The sequence below is a fragment of the Arthrobacter sp. alpha11c genome (assembly GCF_054149985.1).
Genome location: NZ_CP196747.1, coordinates 4,892,712 through 4,915,137 on the forward strand (window position 1 = coordinate 4,892,712; position 22,426 = coordinate 4,915,137).

23 protein-coding genes and 1 tRNA gene are annotated in these 22,426 nt (G+C 62.4%); 12 read left to right on the plus strand and 12 right to left on the minus strand.

Annotation, left to right across the window (positions count from 1 at the left end):
- Positions 1-6 precede the first annotated feature (6 nt).
- Positions 7-1,278 carry an MFS transporter gene (locus ACTAQJ_RS22775; protein WP_498699638.1) on the plus strand — a complete coding sequence of 424 codons (1,272 nt, stop codon included), beginning with the start codon at positions 7-9 and terminating at the stop codon, positions 1,276-1,278.
- 188 nt (positions 1,279-1,466) lie between these two features.
- Positions 1,467-2,336 (plus strand): zinc metalloprotease HtpX, encoded by an 870-nt coding sequence (htpX, locus tag ACTAQJ_RS22780; protein ID WP_498699639.1) that lies wholly within the window; start codon positions 1,467-1,469, stop codon positions 2,334-2,336.
- A gap of 114 nt (positions 2,337-2,450) precedes the next feature.
- Here the strand turns inward: htpX and efeB are convergent, their stop codons facing one another.
- The 4 genes from efeB to ACTAQJ_RS22800 form a co-directional block, all read right to left on the minus strand.
- Positions 2,451-3,905, minus strand: coding sequence for an iron uptake transporter deferrochelatase/peroxidase subunit (gene efeB, locus ACTAQJ_RS22785; protein ID WP_498699641.1), 1,455 nt, complete (start codon positions 3,903-3,905; stop codon positions 2,451-2,453).
- Positions 3,902-5,095 carry an iron uptake system protein EfeO gene (efeO, locus tag ACTAQJ_RS22790; RefSeq protein ID WP_498699643.1) on the minus strand — a complete coding sequence of 398 codons (1,194 nt, stop codon included), beginning with the start codon at positions 5,093-5,095 and terminating at the stop codon, positions 3,902-3,904. The genes efeB and efeO overlap by 4 nt, the downstream gene beginning before the upstream one ends.
- A gap of 67 nt (positions 5,096-5,162) precedes the next feature.
- Entirely contained in the window at positions 5,163-6,023 is an 861-nt protein-coding gene (gene efeU / locus ACTAQJ_RS22795) for an iron uptake transporter permease EfeU (protein ID WP_498699644.1), read from the minus strand.
- Between the two features lie 208 nt (positions 6,024-6,231).
- Positions 6,232-6,723, minus strand: a complete 492-nt coding sequence (locus ACTAQJ_RS22800; RefSeq protein ID WP_018776783.1) for a YajQ family cyclic di-GMP-binding protein — start codon at positions 6,721-6,723, stop codon at positions 6,232-6,234.
- Positions 6,724-6,903: 180 nt separating this feature from the next.
- Here ACTAQJ_RS22800 and ACTAQJ_RS22805 point away from each other — a divergent pair, with 180 nt between their 5' ends.
- Positions 6,904-7,170 (plus strand): hypothetical protein, encoded by a 267-nt coding sequence (locus ACTAQJ_RS22805; protein WP_498699646.1) that lies wholly within the window; start codon positions 6,904-6,906, stop codon positions 7,168-7,170.
- Between the two features lie 128 nt (positions 7,171-7,298).
- Positions 7,299-7,380: transfer RNA gene (locus ACTAQJ_RS22810), tRNA-Tyr, on the plus strand.
- 186 nt (positions 7,381-7,566) lie between these two features.
- Here ACTAQJ_RS22810 and ACTAQJ_RS22815 read toward each other — a convergent pair.
- Positions 7,567-8,343, minus strand: a complete 777-nt coding sequence (locus tag ACTAQJ_RS22815; protein ID WP_498699647.1) for a potassium channel family protein — start codon at positions 8,341-8,343, stop codon at positions 7,567-7,569.
- A gap of 46 nt (positions 8,344-8,389) precedes the next feature.
- Complete coding sequence (locus ACTAQJ_RS22820) at positions 8,390-8,611, minus strand: hypothetical protein (protein WP_431116034.1); 222 nt, start codon at positions 8,609-8,611, stop codon at positions 8,390-8,392.
- Positions 8,612-8,801: 190 nt separating this feature from the next.
- On the opposite strand from ACTAQJ_RS22820, the gene ACTAQJ_RS22825 reads away from it, so the two are divergent.
- Positions 8,802-9,347 (plus strand): acyl-CoA thioesterase, encoded by a 546-nt coding sequence (locus ACTAQJ_RS22825; RefSeq protein ID WP_431116033.1) that lies wholly within the window; start codon positions 8,802-8,804, stop codon positions 9,345-9,347.
- A 6-nt stretch (positions 9,348-9,353) separates the two neighbouring features.
- On the opposite strand, the gene ACTAQJ_RS22830 is transcribed toward ACTAQJ_RS22825, so the two are convergent.
- From ACTAQJ_RS22830 to ACTAQJ_RS22845, 4 genes are all read right to left on the minus strand, one after another.
- Entirely contained in the window at positions 9,354-10,154 is an 801-nt protein-coding gene (locus tag ACTAQJ_RS22830; RefSeq protein ID WP_431116032.1) for an ABC transporter permease subunit, read from the minus strand.
- Positions 10,147-11,163 (minus strand): ABC transporter ATP-binding protein, encoded by a 1,017-nt coding sequence (locus tag ACTAQJ_RS22835; protein ID WP_498699650.1) that lies wholly within the window; start codon positions 11,161-11,163, stop codon positions 10,147-10,149. The genes ACTAQJ_RS22830 and ACTAQJ_RS22835 overlap by 8 nt, the downstream gene beginning before the upstream one ends.
- Positions 11,160-11,837, minus strand: coding sequence for a TetR/AcrR family transcriptional regulator (locus tag ACTAQJ_RS22840; RefSeq protein WP_498699651.1), 678 nt, complete (start codon positions 11,835-11,837; stop codon positions 11,160-11,162). The genes ACTAQJ_RS22835 and ACTAQJ_RS22840 overlap by 4 nt, the downstream gene beginning before the upstream one ends.
- A gap of 116 nt (positions 11,838-11,953) precedes the next feature.
- On the minus strand, positions 11,954-12,385 hold the full coding sequence (locus ACTAQJ_RS22845; protein ID WP_498699653.1) for an ester cyclase: 432 nt from the start codon (positions 12,383-12,385) through the stop codon (positions 11,954-11,956).
- A 352-nt stretch (positions 12,386-12,737) separates the two neighbouring features.
- Here ACTAQJ_RS22845 and ACTAQJ_RS22850 point away from each other — a divergent pair, with 352 nt between their 5' ends.
- Both ACTAQJ_RS22850 and ACTAQJ_RS22855 read left to right on the plus strand, forming a co-directional pair.
- On the plus strand, positions 12,738-14,525 hold the full coding sequence (locus ACTAQJ_RS22850; protein ID WP_498699655.1) for an SGNH/GDSL hydrolase family protein: 1,788 nt from the start codon (positions 12,738-12,740) through the stop codon (positions 14,523-14,525).
- An 81-nt stretch (positions 14,526-14,606) separates the two neighbouring features.
- Entirely contained in the window at positions 14,607-14,984 is a 378-nt protein-coding gene (locus tag ACTAQJ_RS22855) for a thioredoxin family protein (protein WP_223946614.1), read from the plus strand.
- 119 nt (positions 14,985-15,103) lie between these two features.
- On the opposite strand, the gene ACTAQJ_RS22860 is transcribed toward ACTAQJ_RS22855, so the two are convergent.
- Positions 15,104-15,382, minus strand: a complete 279-nt coding sequence (locus ACTAQJ_RS22860; protein ID WP_216925016.1) for a putative quinol monooxygenase — start codon at positions 15,380-15,382, stop codon at positions 15,104-15,106.
- An 83-nt stretch (positions 15,383-15,465) separates the two neighbouring features.
- On the opposite strand from ACTAQJ_RS22860, the gene ACTAQJ_RS22865 reads away from it, so the two are divergent.
- Positions 15,466-17,142: an AMP-binding protein gene (locus tag ACTAQJ_RS22865; RefSeq protein WP_498699659.1), complete on the plus strand. Its 1,677-nt coding sequence runs from the start codon at positions 15,466-15,468 to the stop codon at positions 17,140-17,142.
- Positions 17,143-17,273: 131 nt separating this feature from the next.
- Complete coding sequence (locus tag ACTAQJ_RS22870; protein ID WP_431116025.1) at positions 17,274-18,194, plus strand: endonuclease domain-containing protein; 921 nt, start codon at positions 17,274-17,276, stop codon at positions 18,192-18,194.
- 67 nt (positions 18,195-18,261) lie between these two features.
- Here the strand turns inward: ACTAQJ_RS22870 and ACTAQJ_RS22875 are convergent, their stop codons facing one another.
- Entirely contained in the window at positions 18,262-19,236 is a 975-nt protein-coding gene (locus ACTAQJ_RS22875; protein ID WP_498699661.1) for a DNA-3-methyladenine glycosylase family protein, read from the minus strand.
- 133 nt (positions 19,237-19,369) lie between these two features.
- On the opposite strand from ACTAQJ_RS22875, the gene ACTAQJ_RS22880 reads away from it, so the two are divergent.
- The 3 genes from ACTAQJ_RS22880 to ACTAQJ_RS22890 are packed head-to-tail and all read left to right on the plus strand — an operon-like array spanning position 19,370 to position 22,423.
- The gene (locus ACTAQJ_RS22880; RefSeq protein WP_431116023.1) at positions 19,370-19,762 is read left to right on the plus strand and encodes a VOC family protein; all 393 of its coding nucleotides are present in this window, start codon (positions 19,370-19,372) and stop codon (positions 19,760-19,762) included.
- A 57-nt stretch (positions 19,763-19,819) separates the two neighbouring features.
- The gene (locus ACTAQJ_RS22885; RefSeq protein ID WP_498699664.1) at positions 19,820-21,205 is read left to right on the plus strand and encodes a cystathionine beta-synthase; all 1,386 of its coding nucleotides are present in this window, start codon (positions 19,820-19,822) and stop codon (positions 21,203-21,205) included.
- A 48-nt stretch (positions 21,206-21,253) separates the two neighbouring features.
- Complete coding sequence (locus tag ACTAQJ_RS22890; protein WP_431116021.1) at positions 21,254-22,423, plus strand: cystathionine gamma-synthase; 1,170 nt, start codon at positions 21,254-21,256, stop codon at positions 22,421-22,423.
- Positions 22,424-22,426: the final 3 nt, after the last annotated feature.

Genomic DNA, 22,426 nt, shown 5'->3' on the forward strand with positions numbered 1-22,426 from the left:
GGCTAGGTGGCGAAACTACTGGCAGACATCACCCCGATCAAGGAGAGCCCGGCCTTCCGGAGACTTTGGCTTGGAGCCTCGGTGGCTGCCATCGGTACCCAGCTCACCTTGGTGGCCGTCAGCTTGGAGGTTTACCGCCTGACCCAGGAGAGTTTCTACGTGGGCCTCCTGGGCATCTTCGCCCTGGTTCCGCTTGTTATCGCGGGGCTTTACGGTGGCTCCATCTCAGATGCCTATGATCGCCGCAAAGTAGCGCTGATCGCATCACTGGTGCTTTGGGCCACCACCGCCGGCTTGGCACTGCAGGCTTGGCTGGAGATCGGCAACATCTGGATACTTTACGTGTTGGTTGCCATCCAAAGCGGTGCCCAAGGCATCAACGGTCCAGCCCGAAGCGCCATCATTCCGCTCCTTGTCCGCAAGGACCTGCTCCCGGCGGCGAACGCCCTGAGCATGCTGACGTTCGGCCTGTCCATGACCGCCGGACCACTCCTGGCGGGCGTGCTGGTGGCAACAATCGGTTTCGGATGGACCTACACGATCGATGTCATCAGCTTCACCTTTGCCCTGTGGGGCCTCGCCAAACTCCCACCGTTGCCACCGTCAAAGAATGCCGTCAGGCCCGGGCTTCGATCCGTAGTGGAGGGCTTCCGGTTCCTTGGCACGCGGCCCAATGTCCGGATGACCTTCATCATTGACCTCATCGCCATGATCTGCGCCCAACCCCGCGCCCTGATGCCTGCAATTGGTGCCGTCATGATTGGCGGCGGCGAGACAACGGTGGGCGTCCTGTTGGCATCGACCGCCGTGGGCGCCTTCCTGGCGGGCTTGTTTTCCGGTCCCCTCGGCAGGGTGCGGCGCCAGGGCAGCGCAGTGGTGTGGTCGGTGGTCGGATGGGGCGCCTCGATTGCAGGCTTTGGCCTGGTGGTGTTGCTGGCTGGAGATTCGGGCCGCGAGGGCGTAACGCCCTTGCTCCTTCCTGCTGCCCTGTGTTGTGCGCTGGCGGGGATTTCCGATTCTGTCAGCGCGGTCTTCCGCACCACCATCCTCCAGTCCGCGACGCCCGACCACCTTCGCGGACGGCTGCAGGGAGTGTTCATCGTGGTGGTCGCAGGAGGCCCTCGGGTGGGGGACATGCTGGCCGGCGGTGTCACGCAATTCCTTAGCGAAGGCGGCGTGCTGCTGATCGGCGGGATCGTCTGCATTCTCTTGGCCTGGCTGGCGTCGCGCCTGCAGCCGGGCTTCGTCGCGTACGATGCGAAGCATCCGGTGCCGTAGCCAGCAGGCCTCGGGCAGGACGGTGTTGGCACAAAAAGTCGGTGCGAGCCCAAAGGTCGACGCCAGCCCAGGCGTGCCGGCCCAGACGTGTGCCGGCCGCGGAACACGGCGACCGCCGTCGGCGTTAATCTCTAGAGAGTTGATCCCTACAGAACCGTTCACGAGCCAAAAAGAGTGGAAGAACAACCGTGCACAAACACAACAATGGACTCAAGACCGCAGCGCTTTTCGGCGTGCTGTGGGCGGTGCTGTTGGGTTTGGGCGCCATTATCGGGGCCGGCACACGCAGCACCACGCCCATCTGGATCTTTGCCCTGATCGGGGTAGCCACTACCGCCTACGGCTACTGGAACAGCGACAAGATCGCCATCCGCTCCATGGCGGCCTATCCGGTCACCGAAGCGCAGGCCCCGCAGCTGTACCAGATTGTCCGGGAGCTTTCCGTGCGGACCAACAAGCCCATGCCGCGGATTTACCTCTCGCCCACCATGACGCCGAACGCCTTCGCTACCGGGCGCAGTCCCAAGAACGCCGCCGTCTGCTGCACCGAGGGAATCCTGCATGTCCTTGATGCCCGCGAACTCCGGGGTGTCCTTGGGCATGAGCTTATGCACGTGTACAACCGGGACATCCTGACGTCCTCCGTGGCGGCTGCCGTTGCGGGCGTGATCACGTCCGTGGGGCAGATGTTGTTGTTCTTCGGCGGCGGGGATCGGCGCAACGCCAACCCGATCGCGATGATCGCCATGGCCCTGCTGGCGCCGTTCGCGGCCTCGCTGATCCAGATGGCGATCTCCCGCACCCGCGAGTACGACGCCGACGAGGACGGCGCGGAGCTGACCGGCGACCCACTGGCACTCGCCTCAGCACTGCGCAAGATCGAATCGGGCGTCTCCCAGCTTCCGCTCCCACAGGATCAACGGCTCGTTAATACCTCCCACCTCATGATCGCGAACCCGTTCCGTGGCGGTGGCATGCGGCGTTTATTCTCCACACACCCGCCCATGAAGGAACGCATCACCAGGCTTGAAAGGATGGCTGGCCGGCCGCTTTCCTAAGGGCGCCGCTTTCGAAGGCCTAAAACGTCGTGAACCCGCTATTCCGTGGTTGGCCAGCAACGGAATAGCGGGTTCACAACGTATTAGAGGAATCAGCCCAAAAGAGGAATCAGCCTACGCGAAAAGCCCCTCGCCGATGAAGCCGCCCTGCTGGATCCCCGGAGGCACGGCAAAAAGGCCGGAACCAGTGTGTTTCAGGTATTCCACGGACAAGGTATCGCCCTTGGCCAGGGCCAGCTGCATGGGAACGTAGTGGGTCCGCGGATCCTTGACGAACGCGATGAAGAACAGCCCCGCGTCCAGATGCCCGAGTCCGTCTGAGCCATCGGTGAAGTTGTAGCCGCGGCGAAGCATCCTCACGCCCCCGTTCTGGTCGGGGTGGGCCAGCCGGACGTGCGAGTCCAAGGGAATGAGTGGATCACCGTTACGGCCCGCGAGCTTGAAATCGGGCGCAGTGAACTCTTCGCCACCCGACAACGGGGCTCCCACGCCCTTTGTCCGGCCGATCAGGCCTTCCTGCTCGCGCAGGGACGTCCGGTCCCAGATCTCGATGTGCATCTGGATCCTGCGCGCCACAAGGTAGCTGCCGCCCCTCATCCACTCTTCATTCGACGAAGCTGGAGAACCTACCCAGACATGCTCATCGAGGAGGGCGTTATCCTCAACCTTGAGGTTGTTGGTGCCGTCCTTGAAGCCAAAGAGGTTGCGGGGGGTCACCTGCGCACGGGACGTGGAGGACGTGCGGCCAAAGCCCAACTGGGACCAGCGGACACGCACCTTTCCGAATCCGATGCGCGCAAGGTTACGGATGGCGTGTACGGCTACTTGGGGGTCGTCGGCGCATGCCTGAACCACGATGTCGCCTCCGGTGCGGCCAGGTTGAAGGTCGTCACCCGGGAAATGCGGGAGGTCGATCAAGGCCTCGGGCCTGCGTCCGTCCAAGCCAAAGCGCACCTTGCCATTTTTCTCAAACAGCCCTGCGCCGAAACCGAAGGTCAACGTCAATTGCGCAGCGGCCAGATCCAGCGCCTCACCGGTGTCTTCCGGCGGGGCTTCGTAAGGACCGTCGACGGCGCCAGTCGCACCCGTCGTGCGGCCCGCCGTCATGGCCTCAGCAGCAGCAGTCCAGTCCTTCAGGAGCTTGATCAGCTCTTTCCGGTCCTCCGTGGTGACATCGAAGGCAGCCATGTGAAGGCGGTCCTGGGCCGGGGTGGTGATGCCGGCCTGGTGCTCGCCGAAAAAGGGAACAACAGCATCCCCTGCGTCGGATTCCGCGGCCGATGCAGCACCGGCTGTGACCACGTCGTGTCCCAGGAAGCCTGCGGCGATGCCAGCTACTGCGCCAGCACCGCCCACTCCGGCAAGGGAAAGAAGGCCACGGCGGGACAGGCGGGAGGTGCCAGCGGTAGCCGACGCACCGCCGTCGGACGTCGCCGTGGAACGTACGACGCCGGTCGCCTCGCCTGGGCGGGCGGAATCGGCGGGCTGACTACCATTCACATTCGCAGGCTGTCCGGCACCTGGAGCCTCCGGGGCTTCGCCGGTGTGCCCGTAGGGGCAGCCGCTCACAGCACGACGGCCGAGGTGAGCTTGGACAGAGGTTCGCCCAAGGAATCGACCAGCGCGGCGAGCTGCTGGATCTGATCCTGGCTCAGCTCGTTGTAGTAGGAGAAGCCATCGCCCTTGGCGTGCTTCTTGAGTTCGGCCTGGAGGGCTGTGAATTTCTCGTCCAGGGACTTGGCAAGCTCGGCGTCTTTTTGCTCCAATGCCGGCTTCAGGCTCTCGAAGGCGATGCGGGCGCCGTCCACATTGGCCTGGAAATCCCAGAGGTCGGTGTGGGACCAGATCTCTTCCTCGCCCGTCACCTTACCGGTAGCAACCTCATCCAGGAGCTCCTTGGCGCCGTTGCCCAGCTTGTCAGCCGTCAACTCCACTGTGCGGGTACGCGTTGCGAGGTCTGCAGTATCTGCAACGAGCTGAGTGGCAATCGCGGTACGTTCGGCCGACGTCATGGCGGTGTAGTCCGCAGGCGGGAACAAGTCCTTCTCTGCGCGGTGCCATCCGGTCCACTCCTGGCCGGGCTCCAGATCAGCCTCGCGTGCATCCAGCTTGGGATCGAGATCGCCAAACGATTCCGCAACGGGCTCGATCCGCTCCCAGTGCATGCGGGTCGCGGCGTAAAGCTCACGGGCCTTGGCGGCGTCACCCGCTGTGAAGGCGTCTGCGAAGGCTTTGGTGCCCGTGACGAGTTGTTCCGTTTGGTCCTTGACATACGCGGCGTACTGCTGGGAGCCGGTCTCAAGGAGCTTCTGGAAATCAGCGTCCGCGCTCGGCTTGTTTCCGGACTCTGTGACCTCAAACGAAGCCCGGATGCCGTCGCCCTGCATACCCGGCTTGCAGGCGGTGTTGTACTTGCCTGCAGGAGCGGTGACCACCAGGTTCCGGGTAATTCCAGGCCCGATGTTTTCCACTTCGCCGATGATCCGCAAACCGTCCTCGGCCAGCAGGTAGAACTCGGTGACCTCGGTGCCTTCGTTCTTCACGGCAAACGTCAGGTTGCCGCTGGGCGCAGTAGCTGTAGAGACCTTGCATTCATTCGCGGTGCTGCTGACCTGGATCGGACCGTCCGTGGCCGCCGTTGTTTTCGCATTGTCAGTGCAGCCCACCAGAACCATGGGGACGGCCGCAGCCGCGCCGATGATGGTGAGGGTCCTGCGAATCTTCGGGGAAGTGGACGTGGACAGGAACGTGCCAAGCATGGGGGTCCTTTGTGTTGGGGGAAGGCGCGGGGTGCGAGGGCTGCGCGCGAGTTGGGGTGGGGGTTTCTTACTGCTGAACGGCGACTGCGGGCTTCGGGGCGGACGTCTTTACTGCTGCCGCCGGAGGTTGGGAGCGGTTGGCCCGTATGTACAGGAACAGGACCGGGATGACATACAGCAGCCAGGCTGCTGCTTCCAGCCACGTGGTGGCCGGGGAGAAGTTCAGTGTGCCCTTCAACAAGGTTCCGTACCAGGACGACGGCGGAACGGCGGCTGAGAGGTCGAAGGCCAGGCTATGCAGGCCGGGAAGGATGCCGGCCTCCTGGAGATCGTGGATGCCATAAGCAAGGACGCCCCCGGCAATGACGATGAGTCCCACTCCCGTCCAGGTGAAGAAGCGGCCCAGGTTGACCTTGAGGACGCCCCGGTGGAGCAGGTATCCGAGTCCGGCAGCTGTCAGGAGGCCAAGCAGGGCACCGAGGAGGGGAAACGTGGTTTCGCCGGTGGCTTGCGCTGCCGCCCAAATGAAGAGTGCGGTTTCGAGTCCTTCGCGGCCCACTGCCAATGCCGCAACCAGCACAAGGCCCCATGCGGCGCCGTCGGCTGCTTTGTCCACGTGGGTCCTGAGGTCGCTTCCGAGGCTGCGGGCGGTGCGCGCCATCCAGAAGACCATCCAGGTCACGAGTCCTACGGCAACGATGGACAGCCCTCCGCCGATCGCTTCCTGGGCCTCGAAGGTGAGGCCCCGCGGGCCGAAAGTAAGAAGGGCGCCGAAAGCAAGGGAGATGGCAATGGCCAGCCCGACGCCGGTCCAGAGTCGGGGGAGCAGGGACTGCCGGCCGGTCTTGATGAGGTAGGCCATCAGGAGAACCACGATGAGCGAGGCCTCGAGGCCTTCACGCAGTCCTATCAGGAAGTTGGCGGTCATGTGCGTTTCTTTCACTCAGGGGAGCCATACTTAGGCTTGCCTAATGAAGAAGAATACTGCCATGGGGTGATTACGCAAAAACTTTGTGCCCTAATATCTGCGGCCATTACGACAATCGATGTAGCAAGGCCATAAAAAACCGGGGTCCAGCGCCCTGAGCGGCGCCGTACCCCGGTTTTTATGACGCTGGCGGTGCAGCGTCGGCAGCCTAGCTGCGGAAGTTCACGAACTGCAGGTCTGCCTCTTCGAACTTCTTGAGGATGTTCATGGTTTCCTGCAGGTCATCGCGGGACTTGGAGGTGACGCGAAGCTCGTCGCCCTGGATCTGGGACTTGACTGACTTGGGGGCTTCGTCGCGGATGATCTTGTTGATCTTCTTTGCGATGTCCTGCGCGATGCCCTCCTTGATGGTGCACTCAAGCCGGAATTCCTTGCCGGAGGGGTAAGGCTCGCCCTGGTCCAGGGACTTCAGGGAGATGCCACGCTTGATGAGCTTGGACTGGAAGACGTCCAGGACGGCGAGGACGCGATCCTCCGAGTTGGCTTTCATTAGGATCTTTTCGCCGCTGAAGTCAATCTCCGCGCCGACTCCCTTGAAGTCGTAGCGCTGCGCGATTTCTTTCTGGGACTGGTTGAGCGCGTTGGCGACCTCTTGCTTGTCTACCTTGCTGACGACGTCGAATGTTGATTCGCCTGCCATGACTCTCCTTAGGTTGGGGGCCCGGTAAGGGCGGTTTGTCTGCCATCCAGCCTAGTACGGAAGGCGCGGGATGGGGCCGTGGATAACTTTCACAGTTCGCTCACAGCACATGCTTGGTTGGAACCGAGGTGGATGTTTGAGAGTTGTACCAGTTGGAAGAGCCCACCCCCGGAGGTAAGCATGAGCCACAAGGCCGTCCACTACGTCACGAAATCCGCATCCGCGGCAGCTGGTTCGATCGGTAACGCAGCGGCGGCCGCGGCGAGTGCGGTGGCAGCGGTGACCGTGGCGGCGTCGATCGTCCTGAGCCCGGTGCCGGATGCGGCTTCGCGGATGGACGGGGTGCACGCCGATTTGCAGCGTGCGGTGGAACTCAACCAAATCACGGCCGAGCAAGCAGAAAAGTTTGAAGCGAAACTGGCTGGCCGGATCCTCGGAGAAGCCTGAAATACAGGCCATTCCGGCGTGTCCGCCCTCGATTAGATTCTTGGCCGGAAGTTCTGTAAGGTTATCTCTGCCTTCGGTTACCGGATCGAAAAGAAACGGTCTCCGGAAGTGATCTTCTTTTGAAGTTCGGCAGATTACCCGAGCGGCCAAAGGGGGCTGACTGTAAATCAGCTGGCAACGCCTACGGGGGTTCGAATCCCTCATCTGCCACCCAAAGGGAAATCCCCGGAACCAACAGGTTCCGGGGATTTTTTCGCGTTCCAGGGTGCACGCGTCAGGGGTGCAGAGGCTAAGGAGCCCACGGCTCCCGCTCTTGTTCGCTGAACTCGCCGTTGTGCGGCGGGGAATTCGAACGAGTCCGGGAATTCTCAGCTGGCTGGCGACTCCGTCCCAGTGTCACGCCCGGGTTGGAGGCTCTCGTGAAGCGCCGCTCTCCCGAAGCTCCGCGATCTCACGCCTCAGCGCTGCAATTTCAGTGACCAGGTCTGCCAATTCAGCGCGGACAGGTTCTTCGGCGGCTGCTGCTTTGTTTTCGGCCGCAGCCGCAACATCCTCCGCGTTTTCCTCGATTCGTTGCACCAACCACGAGGCAATAGAGGCCGTCACGATACCCAGGACGGCAATCCCGCTCATCATGAGTGCTGCCGCCACGATCCTGCCGATGGGGGTGACAGGGTAGAGGTCTCCGTAGCCAACTGTGGTGATGGTGGTGATGGCCCACCAAGCGGCGTCTCCGAACGTCAGGATCTTGGCGTCCGGTGCATTCTGCTCCACGTCGAGCACTGCCAGGGCGCCGATGAGCACCAACATGGCGGCCGAGCCGGCAACGTATGTGGCTACGCGTCCGCGCAGGGTTTCTCCCACGGTGCGTTGCAGCACGGACAGGAGCGTGACCAGCCGAAGGAGCCGGAGTGGCCGAAAGAAGGGGAGCACCACAATCAGGAGTTCATGCAGGTTCCAGATGAACCATCGCCGTCGATCCTCGGCGAGCCAGAGATTGGCGAAGTAGTCCAGCGCGAAGATCCCCCACGTAATCCAGAGGATTATTTCGAAGGGGACCGCGGCCGTGCCGTCCACGCGTCCTATGACCTGCCAGGCATAGGCCGTGAGGAAAATCAGTGCGGTCGCCATGAGGGGCCATTCGACGAGGTCCCGGTATCGCGCTTGAGTCATACGGGAATCCTAGCCACAGCAGCCGCGCACGCCACTGAAAAACGGATCAGACGGTGGGAGTCTCCAGCCAGTATCCGTCCATGTGGTGAACCAGTTGCCGGCCCAGACCGCCCTTGAGCTGTACCCAGAGTGTGCTGTGGTCATCGGTCATGCCGTCGATGGTTCCTTCGATGCGGTTGCCACGTGCGTCCCGGAGCACGACGTCCTGGTGCCGGGCGAGGTCGGGCCAGACGTCGGCGTGCGGCTTGGTGGTTTGCAGAATGCTCAAAGGGATCCCCCTGGGTATGAGTCGGTGTTTCCGGGTTTCAGATATTGTGCACGGGATGGATGAACTGGCGGTAAACGTTTGTGCAATCGTTGGACATAAAGCGCTGGATGTATTAAAGCTGCGCCAACACCGTGTCCACTATGCGGTCTGCCTATTCCCACCGAAGTTACTCGCGGGTAACATTGCTCGCATGCATTTGCTTCTCCGCACCCTCATGCTGCTGTTCACCTCATCCAAGCGTTCACCCTTGGGTGCTTGGGAAACGTCCTCGCTGCCCCTGCGAGTTCTGCCGACGGACATCGATATCGCGATGCACGTGAACAACGGCATGTATTTCTCCTTGATGGACCTTGGCCGTTTCGACCTCATGGTTCGCAGCGGTATCTGGAGAAAGATGCGCAGGCGCGGCTGGAGTCCTGTGGCAGCCGGAGAGACGATCGCTTTCCGCAAGTCATTGCAACTCTGGCAGCGCTACACCATCGAAACGCGCATCATCGGACTGGACACCAAAGCCATCTATTTTGAGCAGCGCATGGTGGTGGACGGTGAGATCTACGCTCGCGCCCACATCGCAACCCGCCTGGTGAACAAGGGGAAGCCGGTGACGCAGGAAGAGATCATTGCTGAGTTCGGTGCGCCACCGGCTGACTTGGAATTGCCCGAGTGGATCCATGAGTGGCGCGAAAACAATGCGCTCCCGGGAGCCCGCCGGCCAGCTCCGCACGTGTGGGCTTAGTGGAACTCAAACACCTACGTCCCGCCGCTGAAGTGCAACCGCGCCCAGGGCAATAAGCGCTGCCGAAATACCCAACAAGCCTGCAGCGGCTCCCCAATCGGCACCGTTCGTTACGGGTGAATTGCCATACGCCCAGTGGTACGGCGACAGGTTCAGCAGCCAGTCGACGTCGGGACTTTGCCTCCCAACAGCGTTGAAGACATAGCCAAGGACGGCGACGGCGGCGCCTGCAGCAATCGCATAAACCTTCCGTCCCGTCAGCGCACCTACGCACAGCGCCGCTGTTCCGCTCAGCAGTGCCAAAGCGGCAAACAGCACTACCGCACCGAAGAGATGCCCGACGTCGATGTCCAGTTTCGAGGGCCCGTTCAGCATCAGCACCAGCAGTAAGACCAAGGCCGAGAGGATCGCGACGCGCACCACGAGTGCCAGGGCGCGTTCAAGGACCACCTGGATTCGGGTCACGCTATGGGCCAAGGTCAATTCCAGCAGCCCCGACTCCTCGTCCGCGCCTACCGCAGCAGCGCCCCAACCAACGGACGCCATGGACATCAACAGGAAACCGATCAACCCGAAAAGGGTGGCCTGTGTGTAGCCAGGTCCGGTGGCTATCTGGTCATAGTTCAGGGCCTTGGTCATCTCCTGGGGGAGTGCGTCGATCATTTGCTGCATTTGCGCGCTGCCCCCGATGGACGGATAAAGGGGCAGGTACAGCATGATCGCAGCCGTCAGTCCCAAGGCCCACGCGAGCGTGGACCGCCACGAGTCTGTCAAGGCTTTGGTGAAGAGGGGGAGGACCTTAGACATGGTGTGCTCCTTCCGTGGGGCTCACGGATTTGTGCCCGTTTCCTCCGTGCCCGTTTCCGCCGCGCCCGTTTCCGTTGCCCACATAATGCCCCGTGTAGAGGGTCAGCACGGCTTCCTCCAAATCCGGTTCCTCCAGGACAAGGTCTGTGAGGTTCAGCCGAGCCAGCTCCTGTACCAGTGGCTGGACCCGACCCGACAGCGTCGCTGTTGCTTCGACGGCGGCTTCCGCTGCGCCGGCACCAGGAAGCTCCCGCAGCACAACATTGGCGACGCCGGGCACTCGCGCCAGCAGCGCGCCGACGTCGTGCGTTTCTGCGCCGGTTGCGTTGAACCGCAACTGCCGTACTGCAGCGTTCCTGAGGGCCTCAACGGTGGAGATTGTCACGATGCCGCCGTCGCGGAGGATAGCTACGGCGTCGGCGGCCTGCTGGACCTCGCTCAGCACGTGTGAGCTGAGGAAAACCGTCGCGCCGTCGTCGACCACTTCGCGGACTATGGCGTGAAACTCCTGCTGGACCAGGGGATCCAGGCCGCTGGTTGGTTCATCGAGAACCAGGAGCTCGGGGCGGTGCATGAACGCCTGCAGGAGGCCGAGCTTCTGCTTGTTCCCTTTGGAGAGCTTGCGGGTCTGCCGGTCCAAATCCAGATCCAGCCGCTCTGCCAACTCGTTGACATATTTGGGCTGTACCGGGCCGCTGATGGCCGCGAAGTGTTCAAGCATGCGCCGGCCTGTGGTTCGGTTCTCCAGGTGGAGTTCGCCAGGGAGGTAACCGATCCTGCGGCGCAGCCCGGTTCCGGCGCGGCGTGGATCCTGGCCCAACACTGAAATGGTTCCCGCGCTTGGCCGGATAATGTCCAGCAGGCAGCGCATGGTGGTGGTTTTGCCCGCTCCGTTCGGTCCAATGACGCCGAAGACCGTTCCCGGTTCAACGGCGAAATCGAGCCCGTGGAGGACCTCGCGCTGGCCGAACTTCTTGCGCAACCCTTCGACGACGATTGCCTGGGTCACGGGGCATGCTCCCTTCCTTGGTTGATGGTGTCTTGTTGCAGGGCGTCGCGCGCCGAGTCCAGGAACCTCGAATCCGCGTAGAAGCCGTTGGTGTAGATGTCCAGCGCGGGGATAGTCAGTTGCCGCAGCAGTTCCGGTCCTATGCCATGCGGTTCAGGTACGTCCGCTCCCAGCGCCCGTGAGAGGTGCCTGCCCAGCATGAGGATTGAGAGGCTGTTTGATGCGACGACGACGGCGGTGGACCGGACGTCGTCGAAGTCCCGGATGGTGCCGGCGGCGATCCCGGCCTCGATGATGTCCTGCGTCTGGCGCACCACGGCGTCGAAGAATGCGTCCCCGGCCGCGGATTCATCGCCGAGGGAACGGCGAATGTAGGCGATCTCATCGGCGTACTGGTCCGGGTGGTTGAGGTAGTCCTGGATCAATTGACGTGTGGTGGCAGGGTCTGTTTTCTCCCTGCCCTGGCTGGCGGTCTGCGCGAGGACATGCTGGTCGCATGCTTCGCGCAGCCCTGCCTTGCTGCCGAAATGGTGAATCACCAGGCCAGGGCTGACCCCCGCTGCAGAGGCGACCGCGCGGACGGTAGCAGGGCCGAAACCATCGCGGCCAAACAGCCCGATGGCGGCATCACGGATCCGTGCGCGGGTGGTTAAATCCTCTGCGGTTAAACGCATGTTTCATACACTAAACACTTGTTCAATCGCTAGCAAGAGGCAGGGATTGGCTCCAACGGACGCGAGGCTACTTGCGCAGACTTCGGGCAGCTTCGCATAGAGAATTACGGCTCGATTCAGGCGCCCGGCAAGTGGATGATGCCCAGTTGCTGCATCAGCGCGAGGTCGTCGCGATCGGACCAATGCTCCACGATCCGGCCGTCCTGAATTCTGTGGATGGCGACGGCGGTTTCGTCCAGTTGAGCGCCTGTAGCAGGTAGTGGACCGGGCAACTCGCCTTCGTGTCGACCATGGGCGGTCAGTCTGGTGACTACCTTGTCGCCTTCGCAGATCTGATCCTCGATAACGTGATGTCCCGGCGTAGCTTTGAGGAAAATGCGGAAGGCCTCCTTCAGGCCCTCCCGTCCTGCCGAGAGCCCGGGGAACGGAGGGTGATGGTCCAGGTAGTCTTCGGCAACCAGGTCATCCATCGCTTCGATGTTGCCGGCATCGATCGCTTCGTAGAAGCGCCTAACCAGCGCTTTGTTATCCTCAGGCTCCACGTTCATCCCTTCATTGAATGCGTGGCCGCCGGGGAAGAACTGGTCAGGGCAGGCAACGCAACCCGTCCCCACGTCACCATGGGAGGCCAGTCTAGGACGAAGGATCCGGCGATGACAGGCCTTCCCGCGACTCAGCGAAACGGTGCCCGCCGTTCGGGTACATAACGGTCCAGGAACATAACGATGTGACACCAAACGCTGAGTCGTCGCCGTCTGAAGTGCCGCCGTCGAAGATACTGACTTCACTGTCTTCGTGGGGGAGCAGTGACGGGGCCTTTGGGCCCGAAGATGCAGGGGTAGATAAGTGGGTTGTGCGGGGTCGGCTTCGTCGTCGAAGAAAAGCAAAATCGCCGGATCAGTGGCGGCGCTGCTGTTGGTCCTTGGCCTGCTCGGAACCGAGATACCGGTGCAAGCTGCCCCATCGGGGAGCATCCAGCTTGAGACTTCCACCCCTCCCGTCGCAGGCGCCATCGGACAGCTTTACAGCACCAGCACTTGGGCCCGAAGCGTTCTGATCCGGCCCACGGCAGCGGAGGAATGCTCCAGCACCGGTTGCGTGCAACGGTTCGTCGGTGGCGATATCGCGTGGTCAGCCCGCACGGGAGCGCGTGTGGTGGTCAATGGGCCGGTCCGCAACGCTTGGTGGGAAGCCGATGGCCCCGCGGGCTATCACGGCTATCCCACAACAGACACTCTAAGCGGCCTGCGCAATGGTGGTTCCAAGCAACTCTTCGAAAGAGGAGCGATCAGTTTCTCGGCAGCTACTGGTGCCCAACGCACAACGGGGTCCATCCACTTGGCGTGGGGGAGAGCCGGTTTTGAGGCTGGTTTCCTCGGGTACCCCGCTGGCAGTGAACGCACAGGACTGCCCGACGGCGGTGCCTACCAGCTCTTCGAGCACGGCTTTATCGTGTGGTCCCCGGCGACTGGGGCACATCCCTCCATGGGCGCCATACGTGAGCGCTGGCGCCAATCGGGGCTGGAAAGCGGGGAGTTTGGGTATCCCACTACGGATGAAGCGACGGGCCTGCGAAACGGTGGCTCGTCACAGCAGTACCAGCGTGGAACCATCATCTGGTCGCCCGCCACCGGCGCGAGGGCCCTGACCGGAGCTATCCGGAGCTACTGGTCCGCGACTGGAGGCCAGAACGGTGCCCTGGGATATCCGGTCAGCGAGGAATACCGGCAAAACGACTTCGTCTACCAACTCTTCCAGGGCGGCACGGTCTATTGGTCGGCGGCAACGGGTGCGCATTCGACCACCCACGGCGATGTCCACAACCGCTACGTTTCCCTGGGGGGAGCAGCCGGACAATTGGGCTTGCCCCTCACGGACAAACTTCCGCGGGCCGGGGGCCTGGTGCAGCAGTTCGTCAACGGCTGGCTTGTTTGGGGGCCTGCAACGGGAGCGCGGATTGTGGGGCACTCCACGTACAAAGTGTGGTCCATCAATCCGGGCGAATTCGGCTGGCCGGTGCGCGATACCTGGTCCGATGCCAGGGGTTCGCACGTCGCCTTCCAAAAGTTGGAAACCATCTGGAACGATTCCACGCAGGAGTTGTATTCAGCCGAAGCAGTGGACGCCTCCACGGTGGTCTTCCTTGGAGACTCGCAGCTGGATCTTGACTCATGGGGCGAACAGGGTGCCCGGGCCGCTGGCTACGCCCACCAGGTGGTCCGGAGCATCGGAGGGATCGGATACGTTTCGGGCAGCCCCGCGGTCGGTGGCAATTCAGCGACCGATGCCGTGCTCCTGGACCGGATCCTCCTGCCCCAAGGCAACCCTGGGCTGGTGGTGGTGACGCTTGGTGGAAACGATGCCCGGATTTTTGCCACCGATGCCGCGATCCTGTCCCAAGCCAACCGGTTGTGGGATGAACTGCGCCGTAAATATCCCCGCAGCACGATCCTTATCACTGGTGTTCTTTCCCGCTATGACGCCAGCCATTTCCAGCGCCGATGGGTGGACGGGCTCCTGACCCGCGAAGCTGCTGTCCGGGGCTGGCCACGCATCTCGATGGCCGGCACAGCAACTATCGCCGGGGCCACCTGGAACTATCTGGATGATGTGCACCTGAACCAAACCGGACACAACAAGGTGGCTCCGCTCTACGCGTCCGCGCTCAAGTACGTCCTGGCCAAGTAGCCGTTTATTCCCGGTGACGCGGGAAGCGAACAACGGCCCTCTCCACGGGACTTAGCGAGCGGGGTCGCGTACCGTGGAAACATGGCTACAGTTGACATCACTGGAGAACAGTTCGCATCGACCATCGAAGGCAATGACATTGTCCTGGTGGATTTCTGGGCTGCCTGGTGCGCCCCGTGCCGCCAGTTTGCCCCCACTTACGGGGCAGCTTCCGAGAAGCACCCGGACGTGGTCTTCGCCAAAGTGGACACCGAGGCCGAGCAGCAGCTCGCCGCCGAAGCCGGGATTACGTCCATCCCGACGCTCATGGCCTTCCGCGAGAAAGTGCTTGTCTTCTCTCAGCCGGGTGCCCTCAACGGCCCGCAGCTGGAGCAGGTTATTGAGGCCGTGAAGGGCCTGGACATGGAAGAAGTCCACGCCCATGTGGCCAAGGCACGTGCCGAGGCCCAGGAAAGCTAGACCCATCCGGCGAAATCGCCGGAAAAGCATCGAGGTCGCCGGAAAATTCCGGCGACCTCGATGCTTTAAGGCGTTCCCGCAGTCTTGCGGCGATTTCGCTGAGCTGGTGCTGGGAGAGGCTAGAGCCGTTCGAGCTTGACCGGCTCAGCCAGCAAGGCGCTGAGGGACTCGTTCAGGTCCTGGACGGCAATGCCCTTGGAGTGCTTCTCCAGAGCCTCCTCAGACTCCCAGCGCTCGGTGAGCACCAGCTTCTCCTCGGTGGCTTCGGTCAGTTCATAACGGATGCAGCCGGGCTCGTTGACGACCTCGTCGATCGCGATTTCCAAGGCGAGCTTCACGCGGAAGAATTCGCCGTCGTTGGGGATGAACGTGGCCTGCAGGTCGATGGGTGCACTCATGGATCCAACCCTACCGGGAGGACACGGAGCCGATTGTCCACTTTACGGTTCTGTTGCGCGCACTGTCTTGGTAGCGTTCGGTCATGTTGTCCTACACCGCCGGAGACACTGACGTCCCGCTGCTCGAAGAGACCATCGGTGCCAATTTTGAACGCATCGCAGCGCAGTTTCCGCTCAGGGACGCGCTGATAGAAGCCGCTGCCACGCCCGGCGAGGACGCCCGTCGGTGGAGCTACGAAAAGCTTAACGACGACGTCGATCACCTCGCCCGCGCGCTCCTCGCCCTGGGTGTGGAGAAAGGCGAGCGCATCGGCATCTGGAGCCCCAACTGTGCCGAGTGGACCATCCTGCAGTACGCCACGGCAAAGATCGGGGCCGTGTTGGTCAACGTCAACCCGGCTTATCGCCGGCATGAACTGGACTTCGTGGTCAAGCAGAACGGCATGCGGATGCTGGTGACTGCGCCCTCGGACAAGAACAGCGATTACGTGGGCATGGCCAGGGAGACTGCGGGTACGTGCCCCGAACTCAGGGAGATCGTCTTCCTCCCCGGAGACCCGGTTGCGGGGCTCACACCGGGTGTCCCCGAGGCCGGCCACGAGCTGACGTACGCCGAGCTCCTGACCCGGGCGGACGGCGTCGGGCCTTCTGCACTACGGGACCGCATGGCCGAACTGGATCCGCACGATGCCATCAACCTTCAATACACATCAGGCACCACGGGCTTCCCGAAGGGTGCGACCCTAACGCACCACAACATCCTCAACAACGGCCACTCGATCGGCCGCCTCCTGGGCTACACAGAACATGACCGCGTGGTGATTCCGGTGCCGTTCTACCACTGCTTCGGAATGGTGATCGGGAACCTGAATGCCCTGAGCTTCGGGGCGGCAACCATCATCCCAAGCAGGGGGTTCAACGCATCCGCGGCGTTGGAAGCTGTGCAGGACTTTGGTGGCACGTCGCTTTATGGCGTGCCCACCATGTTCATCGCCGAACTCGCGCTGCCCGACTTCGCCACGTTCGATCTCTCCACGCTCAGGACTGGCGTCATGGCGGGGTCGTTGTGCCCCATTGAGGTGATGCGCCGGGTCATCGATGAGATGCACATGGTGGACGTGGCCATTTGCTACGGCATGACTGAGACGTCGCCGGTGTCCACCATGACCCGGGCGGGGGACACTTTGGAGCACCGGACCAGCACAGTGGGCAGGACCATGCCGCACCTTGAAAGCCGGATCGTGGATCCGGGTACGGGTGAAGTGGTGGAGCGCGGCGTCATCGGCGAGCTGTGCACCCGCGGCTACGCGGTGATGCAGGGCTACTGGGGCCAGCCGGACAAGACGGCCGAGGCCATTGACGCTGAGGGCTGGATGCATACGGGCGACCTCGCCCGCATGGACGAGGACGGGTATCTGGTGATCGAAGGCCGGATCAAGGACATGGTGATCCGAGGTGGCGAGAACATTTATCCCCGGGAGATTGAGGAGTTCCTGTATCTGCATCCGTCCATCCAGGACGTGCAAGTGATCGGCGTTCCGGACGCCAAATACGGCGAGGAGCTCATGGCCTGCATCATCCTCAAACCGGGTAGTGAGGCGCTGACTACAGAGGACATCGCCGAGTACTGCAAGGGCAAGCTTGCCCACTACAAGATTCCGAAATACGTGGATGTCCGCGAGAGCTTCCCGATGACCGTCTCGGGCAAGGTCCGGAAGGTGGATATGCGCCAGGAAGCCGTCTCCCGCCTCCACCTCTAAAGCAACGCGGGGTCACTTATGGCCCATATTGACGCCTCCAAGGGGCCACAAGTGACCCCGCGTTGCCTCAGCAGTAGGTGGACCTGTGGATAACTCAATTTCCTAGGCCTCCAGCCGACAGACTGGACTGCATGGTTCGCATCAATCCTTTGCCGGACGGGCTCGGCGCCCGGCCGTTCACCGTTTATGAGTCCCGTGCCCTGGGCGTCGCGACGAAACGTCTGAGGGCCAAGGACCTGGCCGACGGCGGTCGGCTGATTTATCTGCCAACGGGACGTGACATTGAATTGCTGGAACGGGCACGCGTTCTGGCCGCCGCAACACCCGGTGCCTGGGTTTCGCACGAGACCGCTGCGCTTTTGACTGGGCTGGGGCTTCCGCCCTGGATGGGCAACGAGGAGACAATCCACCTCAGCAAGCCACATCAATTGCCGCGCGTTCGCCGGACCGGAGTGAGAGGCCACAGAGTTCGGGTTTTCCCTGGTGAGGTGACGAATTACCAGGGGATCCCGGTCTCCGTGCGCCCCAGGACATGGTTGGACCTGGCCGCGGAATTGCCCCTTCCCTATGTCATTGCGATGGGCGATCAACTGATCCGTCGCCCTCGGCCGGGCTTCGAATCACGGTCCGAACCCTATGCTTACTCCTCTGGCCTTCGGCTGTTGATTCGACAACACCCAAATCTCCAAGGGGTGGAGAAGGCCCGCTTGGCGCTGGACGAAATGAGGGTGGGTGCGGACTCGTATCCAGAAACATTCCTTCGTTTGGCGATGCGCGATGCCGGCCTTCCGGAACCTGAACTACAGCTGCAGTTGGACCTGTTGGATCCGATATCACCCAGGGCCGACCTCGGGTACCGGCGGTTTCGCATCGGAGTACAGTACGACGGCGCCCATCACCTGACACGTGAACAGCAATCCAGTGATAACCGCCGCGACGAGGCATTTCTCAGCGCTGGCTGGTCCTACTTCAAGGTCAATGCAGACGACCTTGCCGAAGGCTTCGCCGGGGTAATCTCCAGGATCAAGAATGCAAAGCTCCGCGCAATGTAGAGCAACGCGGGGTCACCTATGGCCCTTTGGCGGAGCAAACATGGGCCGTAACTGACCCCGCGTTGCTTTAGTGGGCGCGGTGATCCTGGACGGTCATCCTTGGCCCGAAAGTGGGCTTCCGGAAGCCGCTCAAATACAGCATCCGCACCAGCCGCTGTCTCTGTCCCCGCCAAGATTCCAGCAACTCCAGCATGCCAGCGTCATCAGTCTTCCGTCCCAGCAACGCATAGCCCACATAAGAGGCCAGATGGTAGTCGCCCACGGAAACCGAATCCGGGCAGCCGTGGGTTCGTTGGACCACTTCGGCAGCAGTCCAAACGCCGATGCCGGGAATGGTCTGCAGTTTGGCTCCGGCACGCGCTGGGTCCAGGTCAGCCAAACGTTCAAGCGCGACGGCGGATTGCAGCGCCCGCATCACTGTCGCCGAGCGTTGTGGCCCGACTCCCGCCTTATGCCACTCCCAGGATGGAACGGCCAACCATTGCCTCGCCGTGGGAGGAACAAGGAGTCCTTGGGGAGCCAAACTGCCGGGGGCTTTGGTCCCGAAGCGGTACATCAAATACCGGTAGCCACGCCTTGCCTCCAAGGTGGTGACCTTTTGCTCCAGAATGGTGGGCACCAGCGAGTCAACCAGTCGCCCGGTGGAGGGTAGTCGCAGTGCCAGGTTCCGGCGTCGTGCTTCAGTGACCAGGCGCGGGAGCGTTGCATGGAAGCCGGGTTCGTCAAAAGCGGACCAGTCATCGTCGGCGCCGAGTAGCCGCGGAACGCCGGCAATGGCGTCTTCCGCTCCGGGCCCCCAGGCCTGGGCGTCAACGAATGTATCCTCGCCCAGTCCACCCGCGGAGAGCCGCAGGGTGACAGCTCCTGAAGGAGTGGTGAAGGCCATCCAGAAACCGTTGGGATGGGCCGCGAAAGAGGGGTCGGTGTTGCCCCGCATCAGGGGAAACATTGTTTGGTCGAGCCTGTAGGAGGCGCCGGGGTGCCATCGTATGGAGGCTTCTGCCGCGGCCGCAACAAGGGGCGGGGCGTCTGCGATGGTCATGTTTTCATGGTCCCACGGCTGGCTGACAATTCACTCCTGTAAGCCTCTTACGGCGGCTGCTTCACGGGTCTAGACATCCCTGATGTGGCGCGGGTGGGCCGCGTCCGAACCCCAAAATCCAGGAGCGCAAACCATGGCCGGGATAGTGCATTTCGAGATTCCCACGGATGACAACGAGAGGGCCAACACTTTTTACCAAAGTGCTTTCGGCTGGAATCTCAGCCCTATGCAGGAGATGGATTACACGATTGCCATCACGACTCCGTCCGATGAACAGACCGGTATGCCCAGCGAACCCGGAGCCATCAACGGTGCTCTGTTTCCACGCACAGACAACCTGAAGAATCCCATCCTCACCATCGACGTGGACGATGTGGATGCCGCGCTCGGTCAGGTGGAATCCGCGGGTGGCTCCATCGTTCAAGGTAAGGACGCCGTCCCCGGCATGGGCTGGTACGCCTACTTCAAAGACACCGAGGGCAACATCCTGGGTCTCTGGCAAACCGACTCCTCTGCCGCGAAGTGATGCTCCGCAAGTGAGGCACGGCAGGGCGGACTACGGGCAGGCGGTAACTTTGTACCTATGAAGTACGCCCAGTCCGTGTTGGACCTCATCGGCAATACGCCGCTCATCAAGCTCAACCACGTAACGGACGGGATCAAAGCCACCGTCCTGGTCAAGCTCGAGTACGTCAATCCCGGCGGATCCATCAAGGACCGCATCGCCGTGAAGATGATCGAAGAAGCGGAAAAGGACGGCCGGCTGCAGCCAGGCGGAACCATCGTTGAACCGACGTCGGGCAACACCGGAGTCGGCTTGGCGCTCGTTGCCCAGCAAAAGGGCTACAAATGCGTCTTCGTGGTGCCTGACAAGGTGGGCGAGGACAAACGGGCGGTCTTGGCCGCGTACGGCGCGGAAGTCGTCGTGACACCCACAGCTGTCGCCCCCGACAGCCCGCAGAGCTATTACAGCGTCTCCGATCGCCTGGTCAAGGAGATTCCCGGGGCCTTCAAGCCGGACCAGTTCTCCAACCCCGCAGCCCCGGGCAGCCACTTCGAGTCAACAGGACCGGAGATCTGGCGCGATACGGACGGCAAGGTGACGCACGTGGTCATCGGCGCTGGAACGGGCGGCACCATCACCGGCACGGGCCGCTTCCTCAAGGAAGTCTCGGCAGACAGGCCAGGGTCCGACGGCGGCCGGGTCAAGGTCATCGGCGCGGACCCGGAAGGTTCTGTGTACTCAGGCGGAACGGGACGCCCGTACTTCGTCGAGGGCGTTGGCGAGGACATGTGGCCCGCAAATTACGATAAAACCGTGGCGGACCAGGTCATTGCCGTCTCTGATGCCGATTCGTTCGCCATGACCCGCCGCCTGGCACGCGAGGAGGGACTCCTGGTAGGCGGCTCCTCCGGCATGGCCGTGGTCGCCGCACTGCAGGCCGCCAAGGACCTGGACGAGTCCGCGGTGGTTGTGGTGATCCTCCCCGATTCCGGCCGTGGCTATCTTGCCAAGATCTTCGACGATCAATGGATGCGCTCCTACGGCTTCCTTTCCGGCGGCGAAGAGTCCTCCGTGGGCGAGGTGCTGAAGTCCAAGACAGGCGAGATGCCGGACCTGGTCCACATCCACCCGAATGAGACTGTTCGAGACGTCATCAACATCATGAACGAGTTCGGCGTCTCACACATCCCGGTCCTCTCGCAGGAACCACCCGTGGTCATGGGCGAGGTCCTGGGCGCAGTTGATGAGCGCAGCCTCACCACCAAGCTGTTCCGCGGCGAAGCCAAACTCACGGACAAGATCGCCGAACACATGGGGGAGCGCCTGCCCGTTATCGGATCCCTGGAGACCATCTCAGCGGCGCGCGAGCTTTTGTCCGACGTCGATACTGTCATGGTCACGTTCGTGGGGGCGCCCGTGGGCATCCTGACCCGCCACGACCTCCTGGCCTACCTGAGCAACTGAGCGCCACGCGCGCATTTCCAACCGTTGAACACTGAAAGAGGAGCTTCCATGTCCGTCAACAACAACGCCGGGTTCAACACGAGGGCCGTCCACGCGGGCCAGGCCTTCGAACCCCGGACAGGCGCTGTGGTGCCGCCTCTGCACTTCAGCTCAACCTATGCCCAGGACGGAATCGGCGGGCTGCGTTCAGGCTACGAATACGGCCGCGGCGGCAACCCCACCCGCGACTCCCTGCAGGAACAACTGGCAGCCCTTGAGGGTGGCTCCGCCGCGTTCTCGTTCGGCTCTGGCCTTGCTGCCGAAGACTCGCTGATCCGCGCTGTGGCCCGCCCCGGGGACCACATCGTCCTGGGCAACGACGCCTACGGTGGCACGTACCGCCTCATCGACCGCGTGCTCGGCGACTGGGGCATCGGCAACACTCCTGTGGACATGTCCGATCTCGATGCCGTGGCACGTGCCGTTGCAGCGAACAAGACGCGCATCGTGTGGGTGGAAACCCCGTCCAACCCCCTGATGAAGATCACTGATATTGCAGCGCTCGCCGCAGTAGCGCACGACGCCGGTGCCCTCCTGGTGGTCGACAACACCTTCGCGTCTCCCTACTTGCAGACCCCGCTGGACCTGGGTGCCGACGTCGTGATCCACTCCACCACCAAGTACATCGGTGGCCACTCGGACGTGGTGGGCGGCGCGATCGTGGTCAACGACGCCGAACTCGCCGAGAAGATCGGCTTCATCCAGTTCGCCGTTGGTGCCGTTTCCGGACCGATGGATGCTTTCCTCACCACGCGGGGCCTCAAGACCCTGGGCGTGCGCATGGACCGGCACAGCGAGAACGGCCAGGCAGTAGCGGAATGGTTGCTGCAGCGCCCCGAAGTTGAAGCCGTGCTGTACCCGGGCCTTCCGGACCACCCCGGCCACGAACTCGCTGCGAAGCAGATGAAGAAGTTCGGTGGCATGGTCTCTGTCCAGTTCAAGGGTGGTGAAGCGGCGGCCCGTACAGTTGCCGAATCCACCTCGATTTTCACGCTCGCCGAATCGCTGGGGGGAATCGAATCCCTCATGAACTACCCCTCGGAGATGACGCACGCTTCCGTCAAGGGAACCGAACTGGCCGTTCCCGTGAATCTCTTGCGCCTTTCCTGCGGCATCGAGGAGTCCGAGGATCTGATCGCGGACCTTGAGCAGGCCTTCGCCAAGATCAGCAACGGCTGACAC